Genomic DNA, 24,802 nt, shown 5'->3' on the forward strand with positions numbered 1-24,802 from the left:
GGGTGCATTGGAAGAGGAAGCATCCCGCTTCGACGATCACGCATTTGTGCCGATGGTATCGCTGGAAATGAACGTGGCGGTGTTCAAATCTCAATGGCAGTTTTGCGACGAGATTACCGAATATCTCTCCGACATTCTCGGCCAGGGTCACAGCGATCCCGCACGATACGCCAACTTTCTTTCAGTCGCGGCAAACGAACTCATCGAACTCGCTTTCCGCGCGACCAACGGACGAGGCAAGATAAGTTTCAGCCTCGCTCGCAGCGCGACCTCCAATCGGCTGCGAATTGCGTTCCCTTGCGACGAGGAGTTTCCCCGCAAACACATGCAGACCGGATCACGCGAAATCCAGCCTGGCCTCGACGACGGGTCCGGTCAGCTGGTCACGAAGTCCGATGGGGCTTTGCTCAGCAATCTGGCGGCAATATTCGGCGCCGCCATCCACATCGAGAAAGACGGCGCGGACAGGATCGGCATCATTGCCGATTTCCCATCGGCCGAGGATTTTCAATGAGCCTGCTGCCATTCACCGTGCGATTTGATCCGACAAATCAGGAGCTTGTTCTGTCCGGCAAGATGCGGCCCGAAAGTGTTGCCGAGATTGCCGATGCGCTCGAGCTGGTGCGGCAGAGTTTGGAAAAATACAGCGGCATCGTTTACCTCAACGTCAAACGCTTGACGCACATCAACATGACGGCCTTCGCCGCTCTGTGCGACATCCTCGCGGCCGGCTGCCGAACGAGGCCGGACCGGAACATCAAGATCATTACGTCGAGCGTAATGGCATGGTCTGCCTCGCTGTTCGAGATGCTGGCGGCATCGCTGCCGAACCTGTCGGTCGAGGTTTACGATTCGGCGTTTTATCCAGGCCAGAGCTTTGTCGAGGACGAGTCTTTCATTCCCATCCTGCGCACGCAGACGAAAATGACCTGGCGGCATGAGCGCGAACTCTTGCCGCGCCACGGTCTGCGCAGCGGCCTTGCTATGGCGGATATCTGCTGCGGCATCGGTGATTTCGCCGCCTTGGTTCAGCGGGAATTCAAACCGGCGCGCCTTGTCGCGCTGGATCATTCCGTGCGCAGTCTCGACTATGCCCGCAGGGTCGCTGCCGACTTCGATATGCGAGGCATCGAATACACCTATGGCGACGCCTCCCAGATGTTGCTCAGAGACGATCAGTTCGATTTTGTTACCTGCCGGCACTCGCTGCAGATTTTCGACCGCCCCGAGATGCTGCTACGGGAGCTTTTTCGTATCTGCAAGCCCGGCGGTCGTGTCTACATCACCAACGAAAAGAATTCGCACTGCCTGGGCGAGCCGCATGCCGAATCGATCAAATGGACTTACGAGGAAGTCGCCAAGCTGTTCAGCCACTTCGACATGGATGTCGAGATGGGACCGAAAAGCCGCCATCTTCTCCTCAACGCCGGCTTCGATGACATCAAGGTCGACTGCTTCATGGTGACGAATCTCGACGGCGACCCCCAGGATTTCGCGGATGTCATCGAAGCCTGGGAAAATGTCTATGCCGGCGAGATGGCTGTGCGCCGCGGCGACTCGCCGGATTTCATTCGCAGGTTCCGGCAGGGATTCAAGGATCACGTCTTTGCCGCTCTTCACCCCAAGGGTTATGCAGGCTGGCCGATCTGGGCAGCCTCTGGTCGAAAGCCGCTATGATGGACGGGCATGTATCGAAGAGACCGGTGGGGTTGGGCTCGTTTCGAGCAAAGTTCATCCTCGTCGTCGGCGGCGCCGTCCTCTTCGACCTGCTGGTCAGCGGTGGCCTGGCACTTTGGAACGTTCAGCGGCTGTCGCGCGATGCAACGCTCGAGGTCGGCCAGGGCCTTGAAGCCGCAAGTCAGGAATATATCCGCACCTATGCCGATTCGACCGCGGCCCAGGTGAATTTGCTGCTGCGGCAGGTCCACAACGACGTCGACACTTTGGCAGGCGTGCTCCAGGCGCAGATCGACAATCCCGCCCGCAATTCCGATGTCGGCACGGCGATGGCCCGCACCTCTCCCGGCAGCGTCAGCCTGGTTTACGACGAAAAGGGGAAATGGTCTCAGAACGCGCCCGGCTCCGCTTCGGTCGTCAGCGTCTGGGGTTACCTGCTCGGACAGGACCACCAGCCGAGGCCCGACATTGCGCGCGATATCGAGACAAGCGCGGTTCTCGACCTCGTCGCGCCGAGCCTGCTGCAGCATGGCGCCTCCAAGCTGCAGATGTATTACATCGGATCGAAAGAACGGCCGATCTTCAGGACCGCGCCCTACACCGACCAGGCCCAGACCTTCGACCGGCTTTATCCCGGCCACAACGAAGCCAATTTCTGGGACTTCTTTTTCCCCGGACTTTACGAGTCCTGGCAGGGCTGGGCCAAGGATGGGAAAACGCGGCCGGTCGCCGAAGACATCACCCAGACGGCGCCTTATACGGATGCCATTACCGGCAAGCTGATCGTCAGTTTCTTTCATCCGCTCTGGACCGCCGACAGGAAGGATGTCGCCGGGACGGCCGGCGCCGATATTACGCTCGACCAGCTCGCCCAGACCGTGGAAAACGTCAAAGTGGCGCAGTCCGGTTTCGGATTCCTGGCAATGTCCGACGGAAACGTGGTGGCAATCAACGCCACGGGCGAAAAGACGCTCGGCTTGGTGTCGGCGAGCGGCGCGAGCGGAACTGGCGTGACCGGGCTGGAGCGCTCCCTGAAAGGAAGCTCACAGCCGGCGATCGCCAAACTGGCGCTCGACCGCGAACAGGGCATTCAGCACCTGCTGCTGCAGCGGGACGGCAACGAGGTTCCCTATATCGTCATTGTCAAGAAGCTGCCGGCGACCAACCTCTGGTCCAGCGGCCCGGTTCGGCAAGAGGCGATGCTGCTTGGGGTGGTTGTGCCGGAGCGGGAAATCGACGCCTCCCTCTATGCCGCCCAGGCCAAGATTTCCGAGGCCACCAACCGGATCGTGATCTACCAGATCCTGGCAATCCTGATGTCGCTACTGATCGTGACGATCGCCGTGTTTGCGGCTTCGAAGCGCATCACGAGCGGGATCAGCGCCCTTGCCGGTGCCGCCAAGCGGATCCAGGCACAGGACTATTCCGTCAGAGTGGCGATAACGAGCAAGGATGAGGTGGGCGCGGCCGGTGAAGCCTTCAATCGAATGGCCCAACAGATCAGCTACCACACCGAAAATCTTGAACAGCTCGTCGAGGAACGAACGGCCCAGATCGAAGATGCGAAGGAAGAGATCTCGGCGCTGAACGCCCAGCTGCAGCGGGAAAACCGTCGGCTCGGAACGGAGCTCGCGGTCGCCAAGCAAATCCAGCTCATGGTTCTGCCGCTGCAACAGGAGCTGGAAGACTTTCAGGATATCGAGATCGCAGCCTATATGCGGCCCGCGGAAGAGGTCGGCGGCGATTATTATGACGTCCTGAAGAACGGCAGGCGGTTGAAGATCGGCATCGGCGACGTCACCGGCCATGGGCTCGAAAGCGGCGTGCTGATGCTGATGGTCCAATCCGTCGCCCGCGCGCTGCAGGAAGCAGGCAACACCGACGCCGTCGAATTTCTGGCTAATCTGAACAGCGCCCTGTTCAAAAACATCGAGCGGACCAGGATCGACAAGCATCTGACTCTCGCCTTTCTCGACTATGACGGCAAAGACATGATCCTGTCGGGGCAGCACGAGGAAGTCGTCATCGTGCGGGCAAACGGCGAGATTCAACGCATCGACACCATGGATCTCGGCATCCCGATCGGGTTGGAAGCCGATATTTCCGCCTTCATCAAGACCCGGGAAATAGCGTTTGAGAAAGGTGACCTGATACTCCTGCATACCGATGGAGTGACGGAAGCCGAAAACGATGCAGGAGAACTGTTCGGCATCGAACGCCTGTGCAGGGAAGCGCTCCGCTTGAAGGATCAGAGCGCTGAGAAGGTCGTTTCGGAAATTGTCGCGACATTAATGCTCTTTATCGGATCGCAGAAAATCTACGACGACATCACGCTTCTCGCAGTGCGGCATAGGTGAGACATGACGGCCAAAATATACGGTCTGGAATCTCTGGTGGACATCAGCCTGGATTCAGGCGCTCGCCTCACGTTGAGCGATGGGCCGCTTCAGCTTGGTTGGCGGCATTCGGGAATGACGTCCGATTTCATCGCCGAGATCATGGCCCTGCCCTACTCCCGTTCGAGGAAGGATTACCTGCAGGCGCACCATGACATCGGATACCTCAGCAACGAGCTGATCGAAAACGCCGTCAAATTTCGACAGCCGGGCGAGATCCTGATCGAAGCCGGCATGGTCGAGGGAAGCTTTTTGATCAGGGTGCGGAACGCCATCGACAACGCGACATCGTCCCGCTTTCAGCAACTCCTGCAACGCCTGCAATCGAGGGAACCCGGCGTTCTGCTTCTTGAGCAAATCGAAACCAACGCCATATCGTCAGCAGGCGGTTCCGGCCTCGGTTTGCTCACCCTTCTGAGTGATTACGATGCAAGAATGGCATGGACATTTGAAGAGAATAACGACCAGCAGATCATACTGACGACGACGGCAGCTGTGGCGATGCCACCCTCCTCCAATTTGTGAGCCAAGAATGGAAATCAGCGACGAAAATTTCCGCGTATGGGCGGAGAAGAATGAAGTCTATTTCGACGGCGTGTTCCGCCTGGCGGGACCCGATGCCTACGCACCGATCTATTCATTGATAGCAACCCTCCTTCACGAGGGGCACCAGCAGGTGACCTTCGACCTGACCGGTCTCGAATTCCTCAATTCGTCGGGGATCAATCTCCTGGCGAAATTGACGATCGAAGCCAGAAAAATGGGCGACCTCCTGCTCATTGTGAAGGGCACCAACCAACATCCGTGGCAGGCAAAATCGCTGCCGAATCTCAAGAAGCTGCACCCGCTGCTCGAATTGCGCCTGGCGTGAGTTAGGGTGAAGCCGGTTTCGGCCAGGAGTGTGAGGTGACGACGACCACCCCACCTCCGTCATTCCAGGTCCTTGGGTCAAGCCCCTGGGATGACGGAGGTAGACGTTGGCCTCTCGCCAAACTCCAGCGTTCTACAATGCGGGGGCGCGGATGCTTCGTCAGGCCAGCCTATCGGATGCTTTCCCGGGCCGGCACTATAATCCTCATCTTGTCCTCGCGTCCAACCATGGGAATGCCGGAGTGCGCGCCCTAATCTGCGGAAACGGGCTATCTCCATGGCAGTGCGTGCTGCTTAGCCGGCGCGATCCCTCACCCAACCGGATGATTGGATTCACTGGTCCGGACTATAGTTTAGAGCAGGTTTCCGACGACTCCGTGCGAGATGTCGTCGATTGGGGCTCGATCTTCGCGACGAACTCTTTTTTAGAGAGCATGCCAGAGCAAGCAGATGAGGCTGATGTAAAGGAGCCTTCATGGCAGGAGCAGCCCTGATCGGTCCGCAGGCTCATCGGACGATGTTCTAAAGGCAACGACATGCGCAAAACAGTAGCAGTCGGCCTGGCCGCCTTGATCACCCTGTATTTTGTCGGCGGCGTGAGCGCGAGACATGAGATCTTTCCTTGGCCGCAGCTTTCCGCGCTGAAGAAAATAGTTGGCGGCGAGAAGCCGGCGCCGCCAAGCCGTTATACATTCGACGACAAGGAACGCCTCATCGGGGATGAATCGAAAACGCCGGTGGCCTGCCCGGCGCAAACAGATCGAACTGCTGTCTTGCTGCTTCTTGGCCAATCGAACGCGGCCAACGACGGTGGACAACGGCACCGGTCAGAGTATGGCGCTCGCGTCGTAAATGCCTTTGACGGACGGTGCTTCATCGCAGCGTCGCCGCTTCTTGGCTCGACCGATACCAAGGGAGAGTACTGGACGCTGCTCGGAAACGAATTGATCGCATCGGGACAAAATGACAGCGTCATCCTCGCACCTCTCGCCTATTCCGGATCTGAGGTCGCCCGATGGGCGGCAGGCGGTGACCTCAACGCTGTGCTGGTCGAAACGATGAAACAGCTTCAGGCTTCCGGCTATCGGGCAACGAGCGTCCTCTGGGTGCAAGGAGAAAAAGATCTCGTTATCGGCACCACTGCGGAGGCCTATCGGGAATATTTCCTGTCGATGGTCGATACGTTGCGCCAGCACGGCATCGAGGCACCCGTTTACATTTCGATCGCATCGAAATGCCTTGAACCGAGCAACGGCGGCTTCAAGGAGCATATACCCGACAATCCGATCGTACGGGCGCAACTGTCCCTGTCAAAAAGCGGCCACGGTATCCGAGAGGGCATAAATTCTGACGCGTTACTCAATGGAGACGACCGCTACGACGACTGCCATATCGGGGGCACAGGGGCGGAGAAAGTCTCGCGGGCCTGGCTGAACCTGCTGCGCGGCGATGGCCGCCTGCAAACCTCGCGATAGTCTTCTCCGAACCGGATTTCGCGCCTTCGCGATTTACGCCGCCTGGTGACGGAAATCAAAAGCACTATTCAACCGTAAGCGTTCCGGCCCCCTTGGAGTATTTCTTCCCTCCAAGCGAATTGATCGTTGCGCATTTTTCCTTATCGAAATGGGCCGGATGCGAAGGCCAGCATAATGAGGCCAGAACCGTGATCGCTTTCGTCGTCCACTCCTTCTTCCCAAGCTGCGTCTGCCGAAACCGGGGAGCACGGCAGACATCGATCCAACAGACTCATCTCGAGGTTCAGACTTGCTGGGGTTTGCCCCGTTCCGCGAGCGCGGTGAGCGCCGGACGCAAAAAATGCCCCGCCGAGACGGGGCAAGTTCTGGCAACGAACCACACGGAGGAACACCGTGCGATCCTACTGTTTCAACGAGAAGGGTGCCTGCAAGGTTCCGGTACGGTCTCCGACTGAGGGGCGCCACTCGCACCAGTGATTCCTTTGGTTAGGTCGCGTGCGAAGCCTTTCTGCGGTACCGGAGTGCCAATAAGCGAAACGCCCCGCCAGGACGGGGCATTTCGTACTACATGATGCCGCATTAATCAGCGATGCCGCGCGGAGGGGCGCGGCAGGTTGAAGGATGACAGAGATCGCAAAATCTTCAATTTACCTGAACTTATTAATCCTCTGCTGGACCTGCTAGGAGAGATCGGTCGCGACGATGGCCACAACACGCCGGCGGTCAGGAGCGGCTGCGTGGCCTAGGACCATAGACGGTACCCTGAACCGGACCTCAGTCCGATGTGCAACGGTCGATAGCAATCTATCTTTCGTGTCAGTTCACGTCGTGCGGTGCACGGCATCTGATGGTCCCTTTCGGAGGAAAACGATGCGGATAGCAACCTTAGCGTCCCTGGCCGCGCTTTCGCTGGCAGTTGCAGCAAGCCCGGCAACGATTGTCGGGCTCGACATGGCTGCACTTGCAAAGGACGGTGGCGGCAATGGTGGCGGGGGCGGCAATGGCGGCGGCGGCGGTCATGGCGGCGGCAACGGAAACGGTGGCAGCCATAACAGCGGTTCCGATCATGGCAGCTCCAAATCGCAATCGGTGAGAGGCAAATCATCAGAGGCGCCGGGCAAGTCCAAATCCGACAAAACGGACACCGCGTCCAGCAAGAAAGAGAAGAACCTTTCGGCGCAAATGGCCGGCCTGAATTCTTTGAAGCGGAATTACCGGGCGCTGATGAACACATCGGACCCGCGCATGGCCGCCATCTCGGCCTATGCCGTGGCTTATGCTCAGTATGAAATCGATAACGGTATCGAGCCCGCGGCCGACGATCCCGTGCTGGGCGATCAGGCGCTGGAGGATGCCTTGGCTTCAGCAACGAAGACCGGCGAGGTCAGCCCGGCGGTCTTAGACAGAGCCAAGACCATTCTCGGGGTTGGCGACGCCGACGGCAAGATTGATCAGATCCGCACCTCGCTCGAGAACGCCGCGTCGACGACGTCAGATGAATAGCCACGAGTGAGTTGCGAGCGGTGCGAAGCCACCGGAATAGCTTCGCACCGAACTATAGGAGCATTTCCGATTTTGTTTGAGTTCGGAAATGCTCTATTTTTTTGCGCTTTTTAGACGTCTTTCCCGGGAACCGGGCTTCAGAATCAGGTTAGAGCGGCTCAGCGCTTTCAGCGCAGAACCGCTCTAACCTTTTTCGTTCGACCCAATTTCAAAAATTGCTCCAGCATCCGGCCGCAGAGTGTTATCGAAGCGAGCGCTTCCGCATCCCAATTTCGATCGAGACCGCAATGGCAAATGCTTCGGCTTTTTTCACTTTTCTCCTTGCGCTGACGGTGCTGCAGATCACGCCGGGGCCGGACATGATGCTGATCATGGCGCGCGGTGTCGGGCAAGGTCGCAAGGTGGCGCTGCTAGCCGTCGCCGGCATGATTTTCGTTTCTGGTGTCGTGCAGGTCGGATTGCTGGTACTCGGGCTCGCCTCGCTGCTGAGTGCCTATCCGGCCGCGCTGATAATGCTGCAATGGGCAGGGGCGATCTATCTGATCTATCTCGGCGGCAGGATGATATGGGGAAGCTTCAGGAAGCATTCCGGCGCGGCGCTCAAGATCAAGCCGGCATCGGCGTGGCAGGCGGTGCGCGAGGGGGCTATCAACAATCTGACCAACCCCAAGTCCCTGCTCTTCATGTTCGCCTTCCTGCCGCAGTTCGTCGATACTGCGGCAGGGCCGGTGTGGCTCCAGCTTCTCATTCTAGGTTCGATCCAGAAGCTGATGGGATTGCTTTCGCTGGGATCGGTTGCGCTTGCGGCCGGATCCGTCGGTCATTTCCTTTATCGCTGGCCGCAGTTGCTGGGATGGCAGGAGCGGTTCACCGGCCTGGTGATGATCGCCCTCGGCATCAGGCTTCTTCTGTCCGGCCATTCGGGTCCGGCTCCGGCTGCCGCGCGATAAAACCGAGCCTTTGGCTGCGCCACGCGTCCGCGCCTTAGATTTCAAGCGGTGTTGGCGATTTAGGCGCGCGTAGATTCTGAGCGGCGAAGGTGGCCGAGGATCACATTTTTAGTTTCCTGGTATCACTGGTGGTCAGGAAGGCTGACCTTCCCTCCATCCGGTGAATCAAGCCAAGTCCGAAAGACTTCGTAGGTCACCGCGCCCGAAGCGATTCCCTTGACCAATCGGCGGCAAATTTCTCTGGTCGTTTCGTCAATCGGTTTCGGCACCGCGCGCTTGAGCTGCTCTTTCGTCTCATTATCCATCTTGGCGATTCCGTTCCTGGCACAGTCGTCAATCATACGGCTGTGCGTTTCCGGCAACTGGCGGACGATCGAGGCGTAATATTCGAATGTTTCCTCGTTCCAGCCGTCAGCCTTGGCCATGGCCGCACATCCGAGGAGTAGGAAAATTAGCCCCAATATGGAAACACATATGCGCATGAATAGTCTCCGGGCGTCTATTTGCTCGTTCTGTTGCAGGGCTATCTGAATCACTCAAACCGATCGTATGAGATTTCACTTGTCCATCGGCACCTCTCTATTTTTATAGAACCAGTTTCGGTCAAGCCGCCCTCTCAACCGCCGGTTCGCCCATCGCCTGCGGCCTTCCGAGCAGATAACCCTGTGCCTCGTCGCATTGCTCTTCCGAGAGCGTGTCGAGCTGGGCCTGGGTCTCCACGCCTTCCGCCAGCACCGGCACTTCAAGGCTGCGACCGAGCGCCAAGATGGCGCGGACGATCGCCTTGGATTGCGGGCTGGTTTCGACCTCGGCCATGAAGCTCTTGTCGAGCTTGATCTTGTCGAAGGGGAAGGAGCGCAGGGTTTCCAGCGAGGAGTAACCGGTGCCGAAATCGTCGATGGCGATCGAGACGCCGAGCGCCTTGATCGCCCGCATCGTCCGCAGCGCCTTATCCTTGTCGACGATGATCGAGCTTTCGGTGATCTCGATTTCGAGACGCCGCGGGTTCAGGCCGGTCTCAGCGAGGATGCCTGAGATGACGACGGCCATGTCGGCGTGGCCGAGCTGGATCGGCGACAGATTGACGGCGATCTTGTAGCTGCTGTTCCAGCTTGCCGCTTCCCGGCAGGCTTCCCGGAGCACCCATTCACCGATCGGCAGGATCGCGCCGCATTCCTCGGCCAAGCCGATGAAATCCATCGGCGGAATATTGCCGCGAGCGTGATGCCGCCAGCGCAGGAGGACCTCGTAGCCGGTGATCTCGCCGGTGCGCACCGATTTCTGCACCTGATAGTGCAGATGCAGCTCGTTGCGGTCGATCGACGCCCAGAGGTCGTTGGCGAGCGCGCGGCGGCGGCGTGCATTCTCGTCCATGGCGGCCTCGTAGAAGCAGACCCTTTGCAGCAGCGATTGTTTGGCGCGGTACATGGCAAGATCGGCATTGGCCATAAGCCCGTCGACGCTTACCGCATCGCTCGGATAGAGCGCGACACCGAGGCTGGCGCCGGTCTTGATCTCGAAGCCGTCGATGGCAACGGTGCCGGTGAGCGCGCCTTCCAGCCGCCCGATGAAATCGTGGAGCGCGCTCAGCTCATCGAAGCGCTTGGTCGCCGCGAACTCGTCTCCCCCGAACCGGGCAATGAACTCGCCCTCCTGCCGCGCCTCTTCGAGACGCCGGGCAAGCTCGACAAGCACCTTGTCGCCGGTGGCGTGGCCGTGCTGATCGTTGATCTCCTTGAACTTGTCGAGATCAATGCCGATGACCGCGACATTCCCCCTCACCCGGTCAGCGATCATCATTTCTTCCGCAACGCTCTCGCCGAACTGCAGCCGGTTCGGCAGGCCCGTCAGCCCGTCATGCTTGGCCAGAAATACGACCTGCTCCTCCGATTTCAGCCGATCGGTGATGTCTTCGAAGGTGACGACCCAGCCGCCATTGGCGAGCATGTTGACATGCTGCTGGATGGACATGCCGCTCGGATATTTATGCACCGCGCTGCCGGCGCCGGCCCGGATCAGCGCCATGTTCCTGATATAATGCGCCTCGGCCTGCGCCGTTGCCTCGTTGGGGTCCGCCGCATGGGCGGCATAGCCGACCTCGACGATCTGCCGGTAACCCATGCCTGCATGCACCGAGCCTTCGGGGAATTTGAAGATTTCGAGATAGCGCTTGTTGCAGAGCAGCAGCCGCTCATCCCCGTCGAACATGCAGATGCCCTGGCCGATATTTTCGAGCGCGACGTCGAGATTGCGGCTGACCTCCTCGATCCGGTCGGCATCCGCCTTCTGCTTGCTGTTGTCTTTGGTGATCTTGGCATAGCCGATCAGCTGGCCGGTCTCGTCATAGATCGGATCGATGACGACATGGGCCCAGAAGGAGGAGCCGTCCTTGCGATAGCGCCAGCCCTGCGCTTCGAACTTGCCGTCGCTGCGGGCAGTCTCGAGCGCCCGCAGCGGCAGGCCTTTCCGGCGGTCCTCCTCAGAATAAAACAGCGAGAAATCCTTGCCGACGATCTCATCGGCGCTGTAGCCCTTGGTGCGCTCGGCGCCCGCATTCCAGTTGCTGACCTTGCCGTCAGGATCGAGCATATAGATCGCGTAGTCGGTGACGCCCTGCACCAGGAGCTTGAAGTTGCGCTCGGCGCTGGCGGCCTTGCCCTGCGAGCGCACGGCGAAAATGGCGGCGGCAAAACCCGCCGTCAGCAGCGAAAAGGTGACGGCGGCGATCGTCACCGCCATCAGCGCCGGCGAAAGCAGCATGGCGGGATCGAGCGCGGTAATGCCTGGAATGACCGTCACACCGGCCGTTGCGGTGAAATGCAGGGAGACGACGCCGAGCGTCAGCAAAGCCGTCGGCGCCAGCCGGCCGAACGTCGAGCGGCCGCTGCGGCCGGCAAAACGAAAGGCGGCGACCGAAAAGGCGACGCCGAGCACGACCGAGACCACGACGAAGCTCGCATCCCAGGAGATCTCTCCCGGAAATTCGATGGCGAGCATGCCGCTGAAATGCATCAGCCCGATGCCGGCGCCGAAAAACACGCCGGCCAGACTATTCGCCACCCAGCTGTCGTAGGCAATCTTGGCGGCGACCGCCGCCGTCGTCGCGACGATCGCGACCAGCAGCGAGACCAGCGTCAGCCCGGCATGATAACCGACAACGACGCCGGGATCATAGGCCAGCATGGCGATGAAATGGGTGGCCCAGATGCCGAAACCACCCGCCGCTCCCGCCGTCACCAGCCACACCCACCGCACCACGCCCTCCGACAACGTCGCCCGATCCAAGAGAACGAGCGCGCAATGGCTGGCGAGAAAGCAGATCAGACCCGCAAGCCCGACCAGCGTGAGATCATGCTGCTGGGCGATGCACGTCAGAACGGTGAACATGGAAGTGGCCCTCGATTTTCGGGGGCCACGCTAGCGAGTGGGCGCTTAAGGAAGGTTGAAATGGGTGGGGTGTAGGGGTGGCGAATGCGGGTGTTTGGGCGGGTTGTTCAGGGGGTTGTGGAATTAGGGTTTATTGTGGGTGTTTGGGTATAGTGAATGGAAGGTGTGGTTGAGGTTGAGGTCCTGATATCTGTTTCTTTTGGACATCTCGAGGCGCAGCAGAAAACTAATTATGGGGAAGCTTGATTGAGTGAAGATCAATTTGAACTGTGGCTGCCTAGCAGTCGGCGGATTATTGGAGAAGAATACGTATCTGCCGGTTCATAATCTGGATGAAGACAGCCGAGCGGATGGGACGGCTTGACCAAGATGGAGCAATTTCATCCAAGCATGGCAGCGGATTTGGATGAGGGGACTCTGGAATGTCGACCTTGCTGAGAAGTTTATTGCTGCTGGTCGGAATAACTTTAGCAGTGCCAGCCTTTGGCAATTGCCTAACCGCCAATGAGACCAGACAGGGCGTGCTGCTGACCAGAGAAGTGCCTTTCTTTTCCGTATTCTACAAGCCCGACGGTCCGGGTCTCACCGAACAGAAGCTGGTGGAGCGTAACCATTCACTGCAGCCGGTGTCGGCCGTCTATTTGCACCCCTTGCTCGTCGAAAAGAGAGTTGGTCCCAACGGGACGCATGAGCTTAAATACGCGAATGCGATTGCGTTGGACGATCTGCCGCAGAAGAAGACCTGGCAATCCGACACCACGCTTTTCCTCAATGGCAAAAAATCCGTTTCGGGCACCACTTTTATTCGGTTCGACGGCTTGGGAGAGGAAACGATCGCATCTTGTTCCTACAAGGTTTGGGCCATCAACAGCCGTCTGGAACTGACGGGATTGCCTCCGATTATCTTTGAACAATACTATTCCCCCGAGCTTCGTCTCGTTCTTCGTTCGGTAAGGCTAGGCCCTTCCAACCAGCCGTTGAGCGAGGTTCGATTTGATCGGTTCCAAATTGGCTGGGGCAACTGATTGGGATGCTGTTCGGCAAATGCAAGAAGCAGCGTCGCGGCGTGCCTCGAGGCTCCGCCCTGCAGGCTGCTCACCTCAGCATGAGGGGCGTTGGAGGATGCCGCGCTGTAATCGCGGGCGCAGAGGAATTTGCACCGCCTTGAAGAGAGAGTCTCTGAGGTGCCCCGCAGGGGCCTCGAAGGACGAGGCGGGTGCTCGGCGTCAGGAGCTTCTCTCTCGAAGCGCCTCCATGATGACCGAGAAGGCGGGGAGGTTCTGGCGGCGGCTGGGGTAATAGAGGTAATAGCCGGCGAATTGGGGGGTCCAGTCATCGAGGACGAGGGTGAGACGCCGTTCGGCAAGATGCGTTGCGACGTAGCTTTCCGGGACGAAGGCAATGCCGTAGCCCTGAAGGGCTGCGCCGACCATCTCGCGATCGGTGTTGAAGGTGAGTTGGCCTTCCACCCTCACACGGACCTCCTCATTGTTCTTTTCGAACTCCCAGGCGTAAAGCCCGCCGATCCTGTCGAGACGCCTGTTGATGCAGTTGTGCTGCATCAGCTCTTGCGGCGTCGTCGGCACGGGTCTTGTCTTGAAATAATCGGGGGAAGCTACAACCACCAGCCGCCAGTCCGGCCCGATCCGCACCGCAACCATGTCCTTCTCCAGGCTCTCGCCGAGGCGCACGCCGGCATCGAAGCCGTCTTCGACGATGTTGCGGAAGCTGTTGTCGACGCTGAGTTCCAGCTTGATATCGGGATATTCGCCGAGGATGGGGGCGAGCTTCGGCCACACCACGCTTTCCATCGCGTGGTTCGACAGGGTGATTCTGACGGTGCCAGCCGGTTTGTCGCGATAGGCCATCAACGCCTCGATATCGGCCTCGATTTCGGAAATGCGCGGCGCAAGCGATTGCCGCAGACGCTCACCGGCCTCCGTCGTCGCCACGCTGCGCGTCGTGCGCGTGAGGAGCCGCAGCCCCATGCGCGCTTCGAGTTCCTTGACAGCGTAACTCAGCGTCGATTGCGCGACCCCCAGTTTCGCGGCCGCCCGGGTGAAGCTGCGCTCCTCCGCGACCGCCAGGAAGAGAAGCAGCTCATTGAAGTTTTCGCGCGCCATAGTGGATATCTCCGCTCTCCGGCGCATTAATAGCCGATTTCGATAAGTCCATGCAAATTGCGACGGCTAATCCGAGCTATCGAAGGGTGCTATTGCATCTGCCGAAAGATGAGACGGGCATTCCGCCCGACAGGAGATGACCATGCTCGGCACCGTCCTTCGCGCCCCCGGCGATATCCGCTGCGAGGAAGTCGCAGAACCGAAAATCCAGAAACCCACCGACGCGATCATCAAGCTGTCGGCGTCCTGCGTCTGCGGCTCCGACCTCTGGCCCTACCGCGGCCTTCAACCGGTCAATGGTCCGCAGCACATGGGCCACGAATATTGCGGCGTCGTCGTCGAGGTCGGCAGCGAAGTCCGGAACATCCGGCCCGGCCAGTTCGTCGTCGGCTCGTTCTGCCTCTCCGACAACACCTGCCCGCATTGCCGCTATGGCTTCCAGTCCTCCTGCGAGCATCGCGAATTCATGTCGGGCGCGCAGGCGCCCTATGCCCGGATCGCCATGGCAGACGGCACGCTTGTGGCGACCGACACAATGCCGGCCGACGACCTGATCCCGAGCCTGCTCGCCGCCTCGGATGTGCTCGGCACCGGCTGGTATGCGGCCGACGCTGCGCGGGTGACGCCGGGATGCACCGCGGTCGTGGTCGGCGACGGCGCGGTCGGCCTAATGGGCGTGCTCTCCGCCAAGCAGCTTGGCGCCGGCCGCATCATTGCCATGAGCCGCCACAAGCAGCGCCAGGAGCTGGCGCTCGAATATGGCGCGACCGACATCGTCACCGAACGCGGCGACGAAGGCGTGGCCAGAATCAGGGAATTGACCGGTGGAGTCGGCGCGGACTCGGTGCTGGAATGCGTCGGCACCGAGCAGTCGATGATGCAGGCGATCAATGCCTGCCGCCCCGGCGGATCGATCGGCTATGTCGGCGTTCCCCATGGCGTCAGCCTCGACGGGCAGATGCTGTTTTTCGCCCAGAAGAACCTGTTGGGCGGCCCGGCCCCGGTGCGACGTTTCCTGCCGCACCTGATCGACCTCATTCTGTCGCGCAAGATCAACCCCGGAAAGGTCTTCGATCTGGAAGTGCCGCTCGCCGATGTCGCAAAGGGCTACAAAGCGATGGACGAACGCTCGGCGATCAAGACGCTGCTGCGGATGTGAAATCCGCATTCCGGATCACACCGAGGGAACGGCGAGGATCCCACATCCCCGAGACCTCGACCCTGCGAATTTCGAAATCGGCGGCGCCGGCGTGATCCCGTCGCCGGGAGGGCGACACGCAGCCGTCGCCCGTTTCCATGAACAGCTCTTTTGAGGTGAAAGCCCGATGGACACCATCCACAATATGAGACCGGCAACCAAGACGACGCCGTGGAGCGCCGTCATCTGCATGATGCTGACCTCCTTCGTGCTCGTCGCGTCGGAATTCATGCCGGTGAGCCTGCTGACGCCGATCGCCGACGACCTCGCGAGCACCGCAGGCCAGGCGGGTCAGGCGATCTCGATCTCGGGCTTCTTCGCCGTCATCACGGCCCTGTTCAGCAACGTGCTGTTCGCGCGTTTCGACCGGCGTGGGGTGATCCTCTCCTATACCGTCGTGCTGGTGGCGTCGGGCCTAGCGGTCACCTTTGCGCCCAACTACCTCGTGTTCATGTTCGGCCGCGCCCTGATCGGCGTGTCGATCGGCGGCTACTGGTCGCTGGCGACGGCGATCATCGCGCGGCTCGCCGCCGGTCCCGACGTGCCCAAGGCCCTTGCCATGCTGCAAGGCGGCAGTGCGCTGGCCGCAGTGATCGCGGCCCCACTTGGCAGCTTCCTCGGCGGCCTGGTCGGATGGCGCGGCGCGTTCTTCGTGGTCGTGCCGATCGGCATTGCCGCCTTCATCTGGCAAGCCATCGCCCTGCCCCGGATGCCGGGCGGCCGAAGCGGGTCTCTCGGCAGGACGTTCAGCCTGATGGGCAACCGCACCTTCGCCCTCGGCATGGCGTCGATGGTCCTGTTCTTCATGGGGCAGTTCGCGCTCTCGACCTATCTCAGGCCGTTTCTCGAAGACATCACCCATCTCCGCGTCAACTCGCTGTCGCTCGTACTGCTCGGCATCGGCCTTGCCGGCCTCGCCGGAACCTCGTTGATCCCCTCGATCCTGCGCTCGCATATGGCGCATGTGCTGATCGGTTTTCCGGCGGTGCTGGTGACCGTGGCCCTGGCGCTCATCGGCCTCGGCCCCTTCGCGCTGGCAACCGCCGGCCTGCTGCTTCTCTGGGGCCTGCTGACGACGCCGGTGCCGGCGGCCTGGACGACCTGGATGACCCGCACCATCCCGCACCATCTGGAGGAAGGCGGCGCCTGGTTCGTCGCCCTCATTCAGTTTGCCATCACCTCCGGCGCCTTCGCGGGCGGCCTGCTGTTCGATCATGTCGGCTGGTGGAGCCCGTTTGTGTTGAGCGCCGCGGCCATGGCGGGTGCGGCGGCGATTGCAGTTGGTGTGACGCGGGGGGTGAGGCGGCAAGCGGCGATATCGGTTGGACATTTGTAGGCGCCGGCATAACTTACACTGTCACGATCCGATGCCCTCACCTCCCCAGCTCAACAATCGCACAGCCATAACCGCCAAGCTCCAGCGTCGCCCGCACCGGCTTCTCGAAGGCTTGCTCCCCGCCCATCACCAGACGTTCAAGAACCGTCCGCTTTCCGTGGATACTCATTTCCGTGTCGTCCACCTCGACGCTGTCGGTCACACAGAAGGATGACGGCTCGATGGAGGTGGAGATCGCTGGACATTACCCTTCACCACTTGTTGACTCACCCGCAGTTGAACAATAACTTGCTAATTTGGTCGTTGGGCTTGTCCTCAGATGACGGATCAATCTCTTCAGCGTCGTCTCGCTGCCATCGTCGTTGCCGATGTGGTGGGATATTCACGCCTGATGGAGGCTGATGAAGTCGCAACGCTGGCGAACCTCAGGGAACTCCGTTCTGGCGTTATCGAGCCGGCTGTGATGCGCCACAACGGCCGCATCTTCAAGGTCGTGGGCGACGGCTTCCTGATCGAATTCGGCAGCGCGGTGGACGCGGTCGAAGCGGCGTTGGAAATGCAACGGGCCAACACTCCTGTCGAGCCATCCGGAGATCGACGACTACTTTTACGTGTAGGTGTCAATCTGGGAGATGTCATTGACGATGGTTCGGACGTCCTCGGCGACGGGGTCAATGTCGCGGCGCGCCTGGAGACACAGGCCGCGCCGGGAGGCATCTGCATTTCAGCCGGCGTTCACGGCGAGATCGTCGGCAAGATCGGCGACCAGTTCTTCGACGCAGGCGAACGCTACCTGAAGAACCTGACCCGCCCGGTCCACGTGTGGCATTGGCCGGATGCGCTGCAGAGCATATTGCCGCTGCCCGACCGTCCCTCGATCGCTGTATTGCCGTTCACGAACATGAGTGGGGATGAAGCGGACGCGCCCTTCGTCGACGGCTTGACTGAAGACCTAATCACCGACCTTTCCCGTACGGCTGGCCTGTTCGTCATCGCGCGCAATTCCGTCTACAGCTACAAGGGCAAGCCGGTTAACGTAAAGCTGGTCGCCCAGGAACTCGGCGTCCGCTACGTCCTGGAGGGGAGCGCCAGACGCGCAATGGGCCGTGTCCGCATCAATGCCCAATTGATCGACGCGCTTGCCGGCGGGCACCTGTGGGCCGAGAGGTTCGACAGGACGGTGGAAGATGTTTTCGAACTACAGGATGAAGTCAACGCCAAGATTGTCGAAGCCCTCGTCGGCCGGCTGACCATCCCGCCGCAGCGCAATCGGCCGAAAAACTTCGAGGCGTACGACCTGTGTGTGCGCGCTCGCCTCCTGACGGAAGAGTCGCCGCAAACCGAGCGTGAGGCCTATATGCTGCTCCAGCGCGCGGTCAAGCTCGAGCCATCATATGCCGAGGCGCTCGGTCTGCTCGCCTATAACCGTTGGCTCGCCTGGACCCATTTCGGCGAGCCCGAAGATCCGAACCGTCGGATGGCGGTGACATCAGCGCAGAAGGCGGTGGAGCTGGATCCCAACGATGCCGGCTGCCGTTACGTCCTGGGTACGATTCTGGCTTATGAGCGGCGATGGGAGGAGTCGGAGGCCGCCTTTGCCAAGGCCCTGGAGCTGGACCCCAACCACGCCGACACCTGGGCCGCCATGTCGGACATGTCTGTGCTGGACGGCAGGATTGCCGACGGACTGGCGCAGATCGAAAAAGCCCTGCGGCTCAATCCCTATCCAGCCTGCTGGTACCTTTGTCACCTTGGGCAGGCGCAATACGCCGCGGGCGACTATGAGGCGGCAACCGCTACACTGCGCAGGAAAGAAACCTATCGCACCAACTCACGCAAATTCCTGGCTGCTGCGCTTGCGCAGTTGGGCCACCATGACGAGGCGCGGCGAGAAGCCGAATTGTTCCTGATCGCCCACCCTCATTTCACGATCGGTCATTGGCTCAGCTCCCAGCCGCTGCGGGATGCATCTGTACGAGACCACTTTGTCGACGGCTTTCGAAAGGCCGGCCTGCCGGAGACGTGACAGTGAGAGCAGGTTTTGTGGGCCGAACCTATGTAAGCAGCGGCGTGCCGGGCAGCCCCCATCCGGCTGCACGGCATGCCTTACATTACTTTACCGTGATGGCAAGGCCGCTGATATCGGCGTTGACCTGCAGGCCTACCTGCTTGCCTGAGAGCTCGAGCTCGGCGCCCTTGTCATTGGTCATGACGATCACCTGGGCCCCTTTGCCGACCGCGCCGCCACCGCCCGCCGCACCGTAGACCCCGGTCACATCTCGAGCGCGGCGAATATGGCGAACAGTGCCATGAAAATTGGTCTTGGAAGCCCCGAAGGCGAGGCCGCCCGAGATGCCGCCGACAGAGATGGGATAATGGCGACCATGGAAGGTCAGCGTGCCCTCGCCTCCAGAACCACCCACAAAGAAGGCTGCCTTGTAGACTGAAAAGCTGATCGTACCGCTGTCGGCATACGCAGAGCCGGCAAAGCTCACTCCTGCTGCTGCGATAACCGCAGCTGCGACTGAACGAAATCTGGACGAAGTCTTCATGATGCGAATCTCCTCAAAATCGAGGCTTACCCAGCCAGGAGGGCACGTCAGCGTCAAGCCAAAGTCACAATTGAAACAGCCTCGCCCGTCCTTGGTTCCAAACAGGTGGCCAGAATCCGGCCGGGAGAAGGCGCTACCAAACCACATCGCCAATTGGATCTGAACCGCTGCTCGAGCAGCGAAGCACGTTCCCGCGCGTCATGAATGCGCGGGGACACCTTTCGTCATCGTTGGCTGCGAACCCTCACCCCTCCAACTCCACGATCGCACAGCCATAACCGCCAAGCTCCAGCGTCCTCCGCACAGCCTTCTCCCCATCCAGCAGATCCCGCCCGGCCGGCACGCCACTCACCGTCACCGCCTGATCCGTATAATTCTGCACGAAGAGCAGCCGCCGCTCGTCGTTCATCCGCATCGTCACCTCCACGCCCTCGGGCAGCCCGCCCACCAGCGGCTCCACGCCGGCCGGCGCAAACAGGCGTTCGGTCAGCGCTTCGGTCAGCTCAGGCGTCAGGTAGGTGCCGAGATAGACCACCTGCCCCTTGCCGACCTTGCGCGAGGTCGCCATCGCCTGCCCTTCGGCGTAGCGGTTGGACCAGGCGGCGATCACCTCGACGTTGGGCTCGACGGTCAGGTTTTCGTAGAAGTGGCCGGCGGTCAGTTCGCGGTTGCCGAGCTTGAAGCGGCGCTGGCGGCGGTTGCTTTCGGCCGGCTTGTTCGGCGGGATGACAAGGCCGCCGGAGCGTTCCATGACGTCGAACAGGCCGTTGGCGCCGGGGGCGGCCAAGCGGCCGAAATCCTCGACGCGCACGCCGGTGAGCTTCGAAAGTGCCGTGCCCGGCGCAGTCTCGCGGATGACGTGGTTGTCTTCATTGCGGGTGCCGGTGCGGGCGCCGATGACGACGGTGCCGCCTGCTTCAGCGAAGGCTTCGAGCTTGGCCGTCCATTCGTCCTTCCACATCACCCAATGGGGGACATAAAAGAGCTTCAGCCTGGAAAGATCGTCCTCGGGATGGATGAAGCCGCAGGCGATGCCCCGATCATAGCAATATTGATGCATGTGGATCGCATCGTCCTGCGGGCTCGGCAGGCCGATCGGATAGGTCTTGTGGGCTTCCTGATTGTCGAAATCCGAGCCGGCGATACCGACATCCATGCGCACATAGGTGCCGAGGATCTTCGGCTGCAGCGCGATCATCTCGCTCGCGAAGCGGCTGGCCTCCTCATAGCGGTGGCGGCCGATATCGTCATGGTCGATGATGCCCATCCAGTAGATCTCGGCGCCGAAATGAGCCGGCCGCCAGCGGAAGAACATCAGGCCGTCAGCACCATGAGCAACGGAGGAGAGCGCCATGCGGCGCAGTTCCCCCGGCTCCGGCGTCAGCGTGCAGAAGCCCGGCTGGCTGCCGAAGCCGGATTGCTGCTCGGGCACGATGTAATTGCCGGAGAAGCCGCGGCAGATATCGAGATGCAGCGCCTGCACCTTGGCGTGGTTGCCGAGCCGCATGAACTCGTCATAAAGCATCGGATAGATGTCGTAGCCGACGAAATCGAGATCCTTGCTGAACTGGCCGCGGAAATCGATATCCCTCAAGCCGCCGAGATTGTGGAAGACGAACCAGGAGGATTTGACCGCGCGCAGGATCTCCACCTGGTCGTGCTGGAAGCGCGCCGTCGAGAAGGCGAGGAAGCGGTGGTAATCCTGCAGGTGGCCGGGGCTTGGGAAGGTCGGGCCGAACTCGATCGGCAGCACCACCTGATCGAAGCTGTCATAGGCCGTCGCCCAGAAATCACCGCCCCAGGCGCGGTTGAGTTCGGCGATCTCGCGGTATTTGTCGGCGAGGAACAGCTGGAATTCGCTGAGCGTCGCCTTGGAGAAGCTCTCCGGCATGCTGGTGTTCAGCTCGTTGTCGGTCTGCCAGCCGACGACGAAGGGGTTGTCGCGGTAGTGCTCGGCCATTGCTTTGGTGATGCGCTTGCTGTGCTCGCGGAAGACCGGGCTTGCCGTGTCGCAATGCTGGCGCGAGCCATGGCTCATCGGCCGGCCTTTGCCGTCGACCCTTAAAATTTCAGGGTGCGCCTCCGTCAGCCAGCGCGGCGGGGTCGCCGTCGGCGTGCACATGATCGTATCGATGCCGTAGCGGCCGAGCATTGATATGGCGCGGTCGAACAGATCGAAATTGTAGGTGCCGAGCTTCGGCTCGAGAATGTGCCAGGCGAATTCGGCCATGCGCACCACGTTGAAGCCGGCCTTGGCCATGCGCTCAGCGTCGCGCTCCCAATAGCTTTCATCGACATGCTCGGGATAATGCGGCGCACCGACGAGGAAGCGGTCGGTCTTGACGGTGTTCCATACGGAGAGGGTCTTGTCGGACACGGGGTTTTTCCTGTGATTATCTGTCGAGAATGGTCTTGCGGGCGCTGATCGTGCGGCCGCCGTCGGGAGCAAAGAGATAGAGCTCGCCGGCATCGAGCTTCAGCGCCACCTTCTGCCCGGCGGTAAAGGGCGCGACGTAGCTGAGTTGGGCGGTGATATTGCCGGTGCCGCTTTCCGACGCGATGGTCTGGAGATTGCCGGCGTCGACATAGAGAATGGTCTCGCGTCCGAGATGCTCGACGAGGCGCACCTCGCCATGCACGGCTCCGTCCTCGCTGCCTTCGGCCACCACCGAGATCGCCTCCGGCCGCACGCCGAGCGTCAGGCCCGTGCCTTTCGAAAGCGTCGTCGGCTGCGCAAGCTCCACCGTCAGCGGCGCAAGGCCCGGCGCCGAAACCGTCACGCTGCGGCCGTTGACGTCGTCGAGAGTGACGCCAAGGAAATTCATGCGCGGCGCGCCGAGGAAGCCGGCGACGAAGAGATTGTCGGGGTTGCGATAAAGCTCCAGCGGCGAGCCGACCTGCTCGATGATCCCCTGATTGAGCACGACGATGCGGCTTGCCATGGTCATCGCCTCCACCTGATCGTGGGTAACGTAGACCATGGTGGCGCCGAGCTCGGCATGCAGGCTGCTCAATTCGACGCGCATCTGGGTGCGGAGCGCCGCATCCAGGTTCGACAGCGGCTCGTCGAACAGGAAGACCTCCGGCGAGCGGGTGATCGCCCGGCCGATCGCCACGCGCTGCCGCTGGCCGCCTGATAGTTGCTTCGGCCGCTTGTCCAGCTGGTCGCTGATCCGGAGGATCTTGGCGGCGCGGGCCACCGCCGCATCGATCTCGGCCTTCGGGCGCTTGGCCATCCTGAGGCCGAAGCCCATATTCTCCGCCACCGTCATATGCGGATAAAGCGCATAGGACTGGAAGACCATGGCGATGCCGCGGTCACCCGGCTCCTGCCGGCTGACATCGCGGCCGTTGATCACGATCTGGCCGGAGGAGATCGTCTCCAGGCCGGCGATGGATTTCAAGAGCGTGGACTTGCCGCAGCCCGACGGGCCGACCATGACGATGAACTCGCCTTGCGCCACGGAAAGATCGATGCCGCGCAGCGCATGATAGGCGCCGTAATTCTTGTTGATCTGACGAAGTTCGAGACTGGTCATAACCTGGCCCTCTCTTGTTGAAACGGAAGACGCCGGCTCATCCCTTCACCGCGCCCATGGTGAGGCCGGCGATGAAATGCCGCTGCATCAGGAAGAACATTACGACGGGCGGCACAGCGACGATGATCGTGCCTGCCGAAATCAAGTTCCAGGCCGAGACCCACTCGCCGCGCAGATTGGCAAGACCTGCGGTCACGGGCTTGACGCTGTCGCTGACCGTCAGCACCACGGCCCAGAAATAGTCGTTCCAGACGAAGGTGAAGATCAGGATGGCGAGCGCCGCGAGCGCCGGGCGCACCAGCGGGATCGCCACATGGATCAGCGTCTGGAAGGGCGAAGCGCCTTCGGCGCGGGCCGCCTGGAACAGCTCGTCCGGGAGTGCAGCGATGAAATTGCGCATGAAGAGCGTCGCGAACCCGGTCTGGAAGGCGACGTGGAAGATGATCAGCGCCGCCGTCGTGTCGATCAGGTCGAGCCGCACCATCAGGTCGCGCACCGGGATCATCATGATCTGGTGCGGCAGGAAATTGCCGCCGACGAAGAGCGCGAAGATCAGCATGTTGCCGCGAAAGCGATAGCGCGACAGCACGTAGCCGGCGAGCGTGGAGAGAACAAGCACGCCGATCACCGAGGGAATGGTGATGATCAGGCTGTTGAGGAAATAGCGCGCCATCGGCGTGTCGGTGAAGACGGCCCGGTAATTGTCGATGACGCCGATCTCGGTCGGCCAGCCCCAGAGATTGCCGCCCATCACGTCAGCCGTCGAGCGGAAGGAGGTGAGGATGATCGCAAAGAGCGGGCAGAGCCAGAGCAGGAGCACGATGACGACGGCGAGCATATAGAGGCGGCGCGGCCAGATCGCGGTTTCGGGAATGGGACGAGGATACATCAGCCTCCCCTCTCTTCGCTGCGGATGATGTGGGTGAGATACCAGGCGATGAAGACGGCCATGATCACGAAGAGCACCGAGGCGATCGCCGCGCCATAGCCGAAGCGATAGGAGAAGATCGACTGCTCGTACATCTGGTAGGCGAGCACCGAGGAGGAGCCGAACGGCCCGCCGGATGTCATCACCGAGATCATGTCGAAGGAACGCAGCGCCCCGACGACCGTGACCGCAATTGCGATGAAGGTGACCTGCGTCAGCTGCGGCAGCACGATGTGGCGCAGCATGTTCCAGCCCCTCGCCCCATCGACGCGCCCTGCCCCGATCAGCTCTTCGCTCAGATTGTTGAGCCCGGCGAGATAGAGCACCATGCAGAAGGTGATCTGCGGCCAGAGCGCCGCGATGACGATCGCGAAGGTGACGAAATGCTCGTCCGACAGCACCGCCGGCGCCACCGCGCCGAAGGCCCGGAAGATCAGCGCCAGCAGCCCGAACTCCGGCGTATAGACCCAGGTGAAGACGACGCCGACCGTGACCGAAGCCAGCACCAGCGGAATGAAGAACAGCGACTTCAGAAAGCGCATGCCCGCGATCTTCTGGTTGACCAGGAGCGCAATGGCGAGCCCGATCGGTGGTGCCGCCATGAACATGACAAGCCAGATCAGATTGTTCTTCAGCGACACGTAGAATTGCGGATCGTTGTATAGCTCGACGTAGTTGCCGAGCCCGACCCAGATCATCTCGCCGAAGCCGTCCCATTCGTGAAAGCTGATCCACACGCTCCGGACCGCCGAGAGCAGAATGACGATGAAGAACAGCAGGATCGCCGGCGCGATAAGCAAAGTCGGGGTAAGCCACCAACGCTGGCGGCGCCATAATGTCTGCATCTCTCTGGAGCCTCAAATTATTT

Annotated in this window: 21 protein-coding genes; 12 read left to right on the forward strand and 9 right to left on the reverse strand. The window is 60.8% G+C overall.

Features of this window, described 5'->3' with window-relative positions; all coding sequences use genetic code 11:
• The first annotated feature begins 7 nt into the window (after window positions 1–7).
• The 8 genes from AMC88_RS13525 (at window position 8) to AMC88_RS13560 (ending at window position 8,871) form a co-directional block, all read left to right on the forward strand.
• A complete protein-coding gene (locus tag AMC88_RS13525) occupies window positions 8–514 on the forward strand; it encodes a hypothetical protein (RefSeq protein WP_016733445.1) in 507 nt (168 codons plus the stop codon).
• Window positions 511–1,677: a class I SAM-dependent methyltransferase gene (locus AMC88_RS13530; RefSeq protein WP_010021711.1), complete on the forward strand. Its 1,167-nt coding sequence runs from the start codon at window positions 511–513 to the stop codon at window positions 1,675–1,677. Before AMC88_RS13525 ends, AMC88_RS13530 begins: the two co-directional genes overlap by 4 nt.
• On the forward strand, window positions 1,674–4,034 hold the full coding sequence (locus AMC88_RS13535) for a SpoIIE family protein phosphatase (RefSeq protein WP_064818523.1): 2,361 nt from the start codon (window positions 1,674–1,676) through the stop codon (window positions 4,032–4,034). Before AMC88_RS13530 ends, AMC88_RS13535 begins: the two co-directional genes overlap by 4 nt.
• Window positions 4,035–4,037: 3 nt before the next feature.
• Window positions 4,038–4,598, forward strand: a complete 561-nt coding sequence (locus AMC88_RS13540) for a slr1658 superfamily regulator (RefSeq protein WP_004676530.1) — start codon at window positions 4,038–4,040, stop codon at window positions 4,596–4,598.
• A 7-nt stretch (window positions 4,599–4,605) separates the two neighbouring features.
• Window positions 4,606–4,944, forward strand: a complete 339-nt coding sequence (locus AMC88_RS13545; protein ID WP_037116682.1) for a slr1659 superfamily regulator — start codon at window positions 4,606–4,608, stop codon at window positions 4,942–4,944.
• A gap of 535 nt (window positions 4,945–5,479) precedes the next feature.
• Window positions 5,480–6,418, forward strand: coding sequence for a sialate O-acetylesterase (locus AMC88_RS13550; protein ID WP_010024025.1), 939 nt, complete (start codon window positions 5,480–5,482; stop codon window positions 6,416–6,418).
• 870 nt (window positions 6,419–7,288) lie between these two features.
• The gene (locus tag AMC88_RS13555) at window positions 7,289–7,921 is read left to right on the forward strand and encodes a hypothetical protein (protein ID WP_041683680.1); all 633 of its coding nucleotides are present in this window, start codon (window positions 7,289–7,291) and stop codon (window positions 7,919–7,921) included.
• Between the two features lie 287 nt (window positions 7,922–8,208).
• On the forward strand, window positions 8,209–8,871 hold the full coding sequence (locus AMC88_RS13560) for a LysE family translocator (RefSeq protein WP_064825409.1): 663 nt from the start codon (window positions 8,209–8,211) through the stop codon (window positions 8,869–8,871).
• Window positions 8,872–8,993: 122 nt separating this feature from the next.
• Here AMC88_RS13560 and AMC88_RS13565 read toward each other — a convergent pair whose 3' ends face one another.
• Entirely contained in the window at window positions 8,994–9,296 is a 303-nt protein-coding gene (locus AMC88_RS13565; protein ID WP_150128062.1) for a hypothetical protein, read from the reverse strand.
• 178 nt (window positions 9,297–9,474) lie between these two features.
• Complete coding sequence (locus AMC88_RS13570) at window positions 9,475–12,258, reverse strand: bifunctional diguanylate cyclase/phosphodiesterase (RefSeq protein ID WP_064825411.1); 2,784 nt, start codon at window positions 12,256–12,258, stop codon at window positions 9,475–9,477.
• 422 nt (window positions 12,259–12,680) lie between these two features.
• On the opposite strand from AMC88_RS13570, the gene AMC88_RS13575 reads away from it, so the two are divergent.
• Entirely contained in the window at window positions 12,681–13,283 is a 603-nt protein-coding gene (locus AMC88_RS13575; protein ID WP_064825412.1) for a hypothetical protein, read from the forward strand.
• A 201-nt stretch (window positions 13,284–13,484) separates the two neighbouring features.
• Here AMC88_RS13575 and AMC88_RS13580 read toward each other — a convergent pair whose 3' ends face one another.
• Window positions 13,485–14,381: a LysR family transcriptional regulator gene (locus tag AMC88_RS13580; protein ID WP_064825413.1), complete on the reverse strand. Its 897-nt coding sequence runs from the start codon at window positions 14,379–14,381 to the stop codon at window positions 13,485–13,487.
• A gap of 142 nt (window positions 14,382–14,523) precedes the next feature.
• On the opposite strand from AMC88_RS13580, the gene AMC88_RS13585 reads away from it, so the two are divergent.
• The gene (locus tag AMC88_RS13585) at window positions 14,524–15,540 is read left to right on the forward strand and encodes a zinc-dependent alcohol dehydrogenase family protein (RefSeq protein ID WP_016733455.1); all 1,017 of its coding nucleotides are present in this window, start codon (window positions 14,524–14,526) and stop codon (window positions 15,538–15,540) included.
• A gap of 166 nt (window positions 15,541–15,706) precedes the next feature.
• Complete coding sequence (locus tag AMC88_RS13590) at window positions 15,707–16,915, forward strand: MFS transporter (RefSeq protein ID WP_064825414.1); 1,209 nt, start codon at window positions 15,707–15,709, stop codon at window positions 16,913–16,915.
• 37 nt (window positions 16,916–16,952) lie between these two features.
• On the opposite strand, the gene AMC88_RS34510 is transcribed toward AMC88_RS13590, so the two are convergent.
• Window positions 16,953–17,084 carry a hypothetical protein gene (locus tag AMC88_RS34510; protein WP_257784686.1) on the reverse strand — a complete coding sequence of 44 codons (132 nt, stop codon included), beginning with the start codon at window positions 17,082–17,084 and terminating at the stop codon, window positions 16,953–16,955.
• Window positions 17,085–17,234: 150 nt separating this feature from the next.
• On the opposite strand from AMC88_RS34510, the gene AMC88_RS13600 reads away from it, so the two are divergent.
• Window positions 17,235–18,941 (forward strand): adenylate/guanylate cyclase domain-containing protein, encoded by a 1,707-nt coding sequence (locus tag AMC88_RS13600; protein WP_016733459.1) that lies wholly within the window; start codon window positions 17,235–17,237, stop codon window positions 18,939–18,941.
• 85 nt (window positions 18,942–19,026) lie between these two features.
• Here AMC88_RS13600 and AMC88_RS13605 read toward each other — a convergent pair whose 3' ends face one another.
• The 5 genes from AMC88_RS13605 to AMC88_RS13625 all read right to left on the reverse strand — a co-directional run bounded on the left by AMC88_RS13605 (window position 19,027) and on the right by AMC88_RS13625 (window position 24,779).
• On the reverse strand, window positions 19,027–19,467 hold the full coding sequence (locus AMC88_RS13605; protein WP_004676578.1) for a lipid-binding SYLF domain-containing protein: 441 nt from the start codon (window positions 19,465–19,467) through the stop codon (window positions 19,027–19,029).
• 244 nt (window positions 19,468–19,711) lie between these two features.
• Complete coding sequence (locus AMC88_RS13610) at window positions 19,712–21,844, reverse strand: beta-galactosidase (protein ID WP_064825416.1); 2,133 nt, start codon at window positions 21,842–21,844, stop codon at window positions 19,712–19,714.
• A gap of 16 nt (window positions 21,845–21,860) precedes the next feature.
• Entirely contained in the window at window positions 21,861–23,006 is a 1,146-nt protein-coding gene (locus AMC88_RS13615; RefSeq protein ID WP_064825417.1) for an ABC transporter ATP-binding protein, read from the reverse strand.
• A 37-nt stretch (window positions 23,007–23,043) separates the two neighbouring features.
• Window positions 23,044–23,895, reverse strand: a complete 852-nt coding sequence (locus tag AMC88_RS13620) for a carbohydrate ABC transporter permease (RefSeq protein WP_064825418.1) — start codon at window positions 23,893–23,895, stop codon at window positions 23,044–23,046.
• Window positions 23,895–24,779 carry a carbohydrate ABC transporter permease gene (locus tag AMC88_RS13625; RefSeq protein WP_037116707.1) on the reverse strand — a complete coding sequence of 295 codons (885 nt, stop codon included), beginning with the start codon at window positions 24,777–24,779 and terminating at the stop codon, window positions 23,895–23,897. Before AMC88_RS13625 ends, AMC88_RS13620 begins: the two co-directional genes overlap by 1 nt.
• Window positions 24,780–24,802 lie beyond the last annotated feature (23 nt).

Origin of the sequence: Rhizobium phaseoli (assembly GCF_001664385.1) — a bacterium.
GTDB classification, from domain to species: Bacteria; Pseudomonadota; Alphaproteobacteria; order Rhizobiales; family Rhizobiaceae; genus Rhizobium; species Rhizobium phaseoli.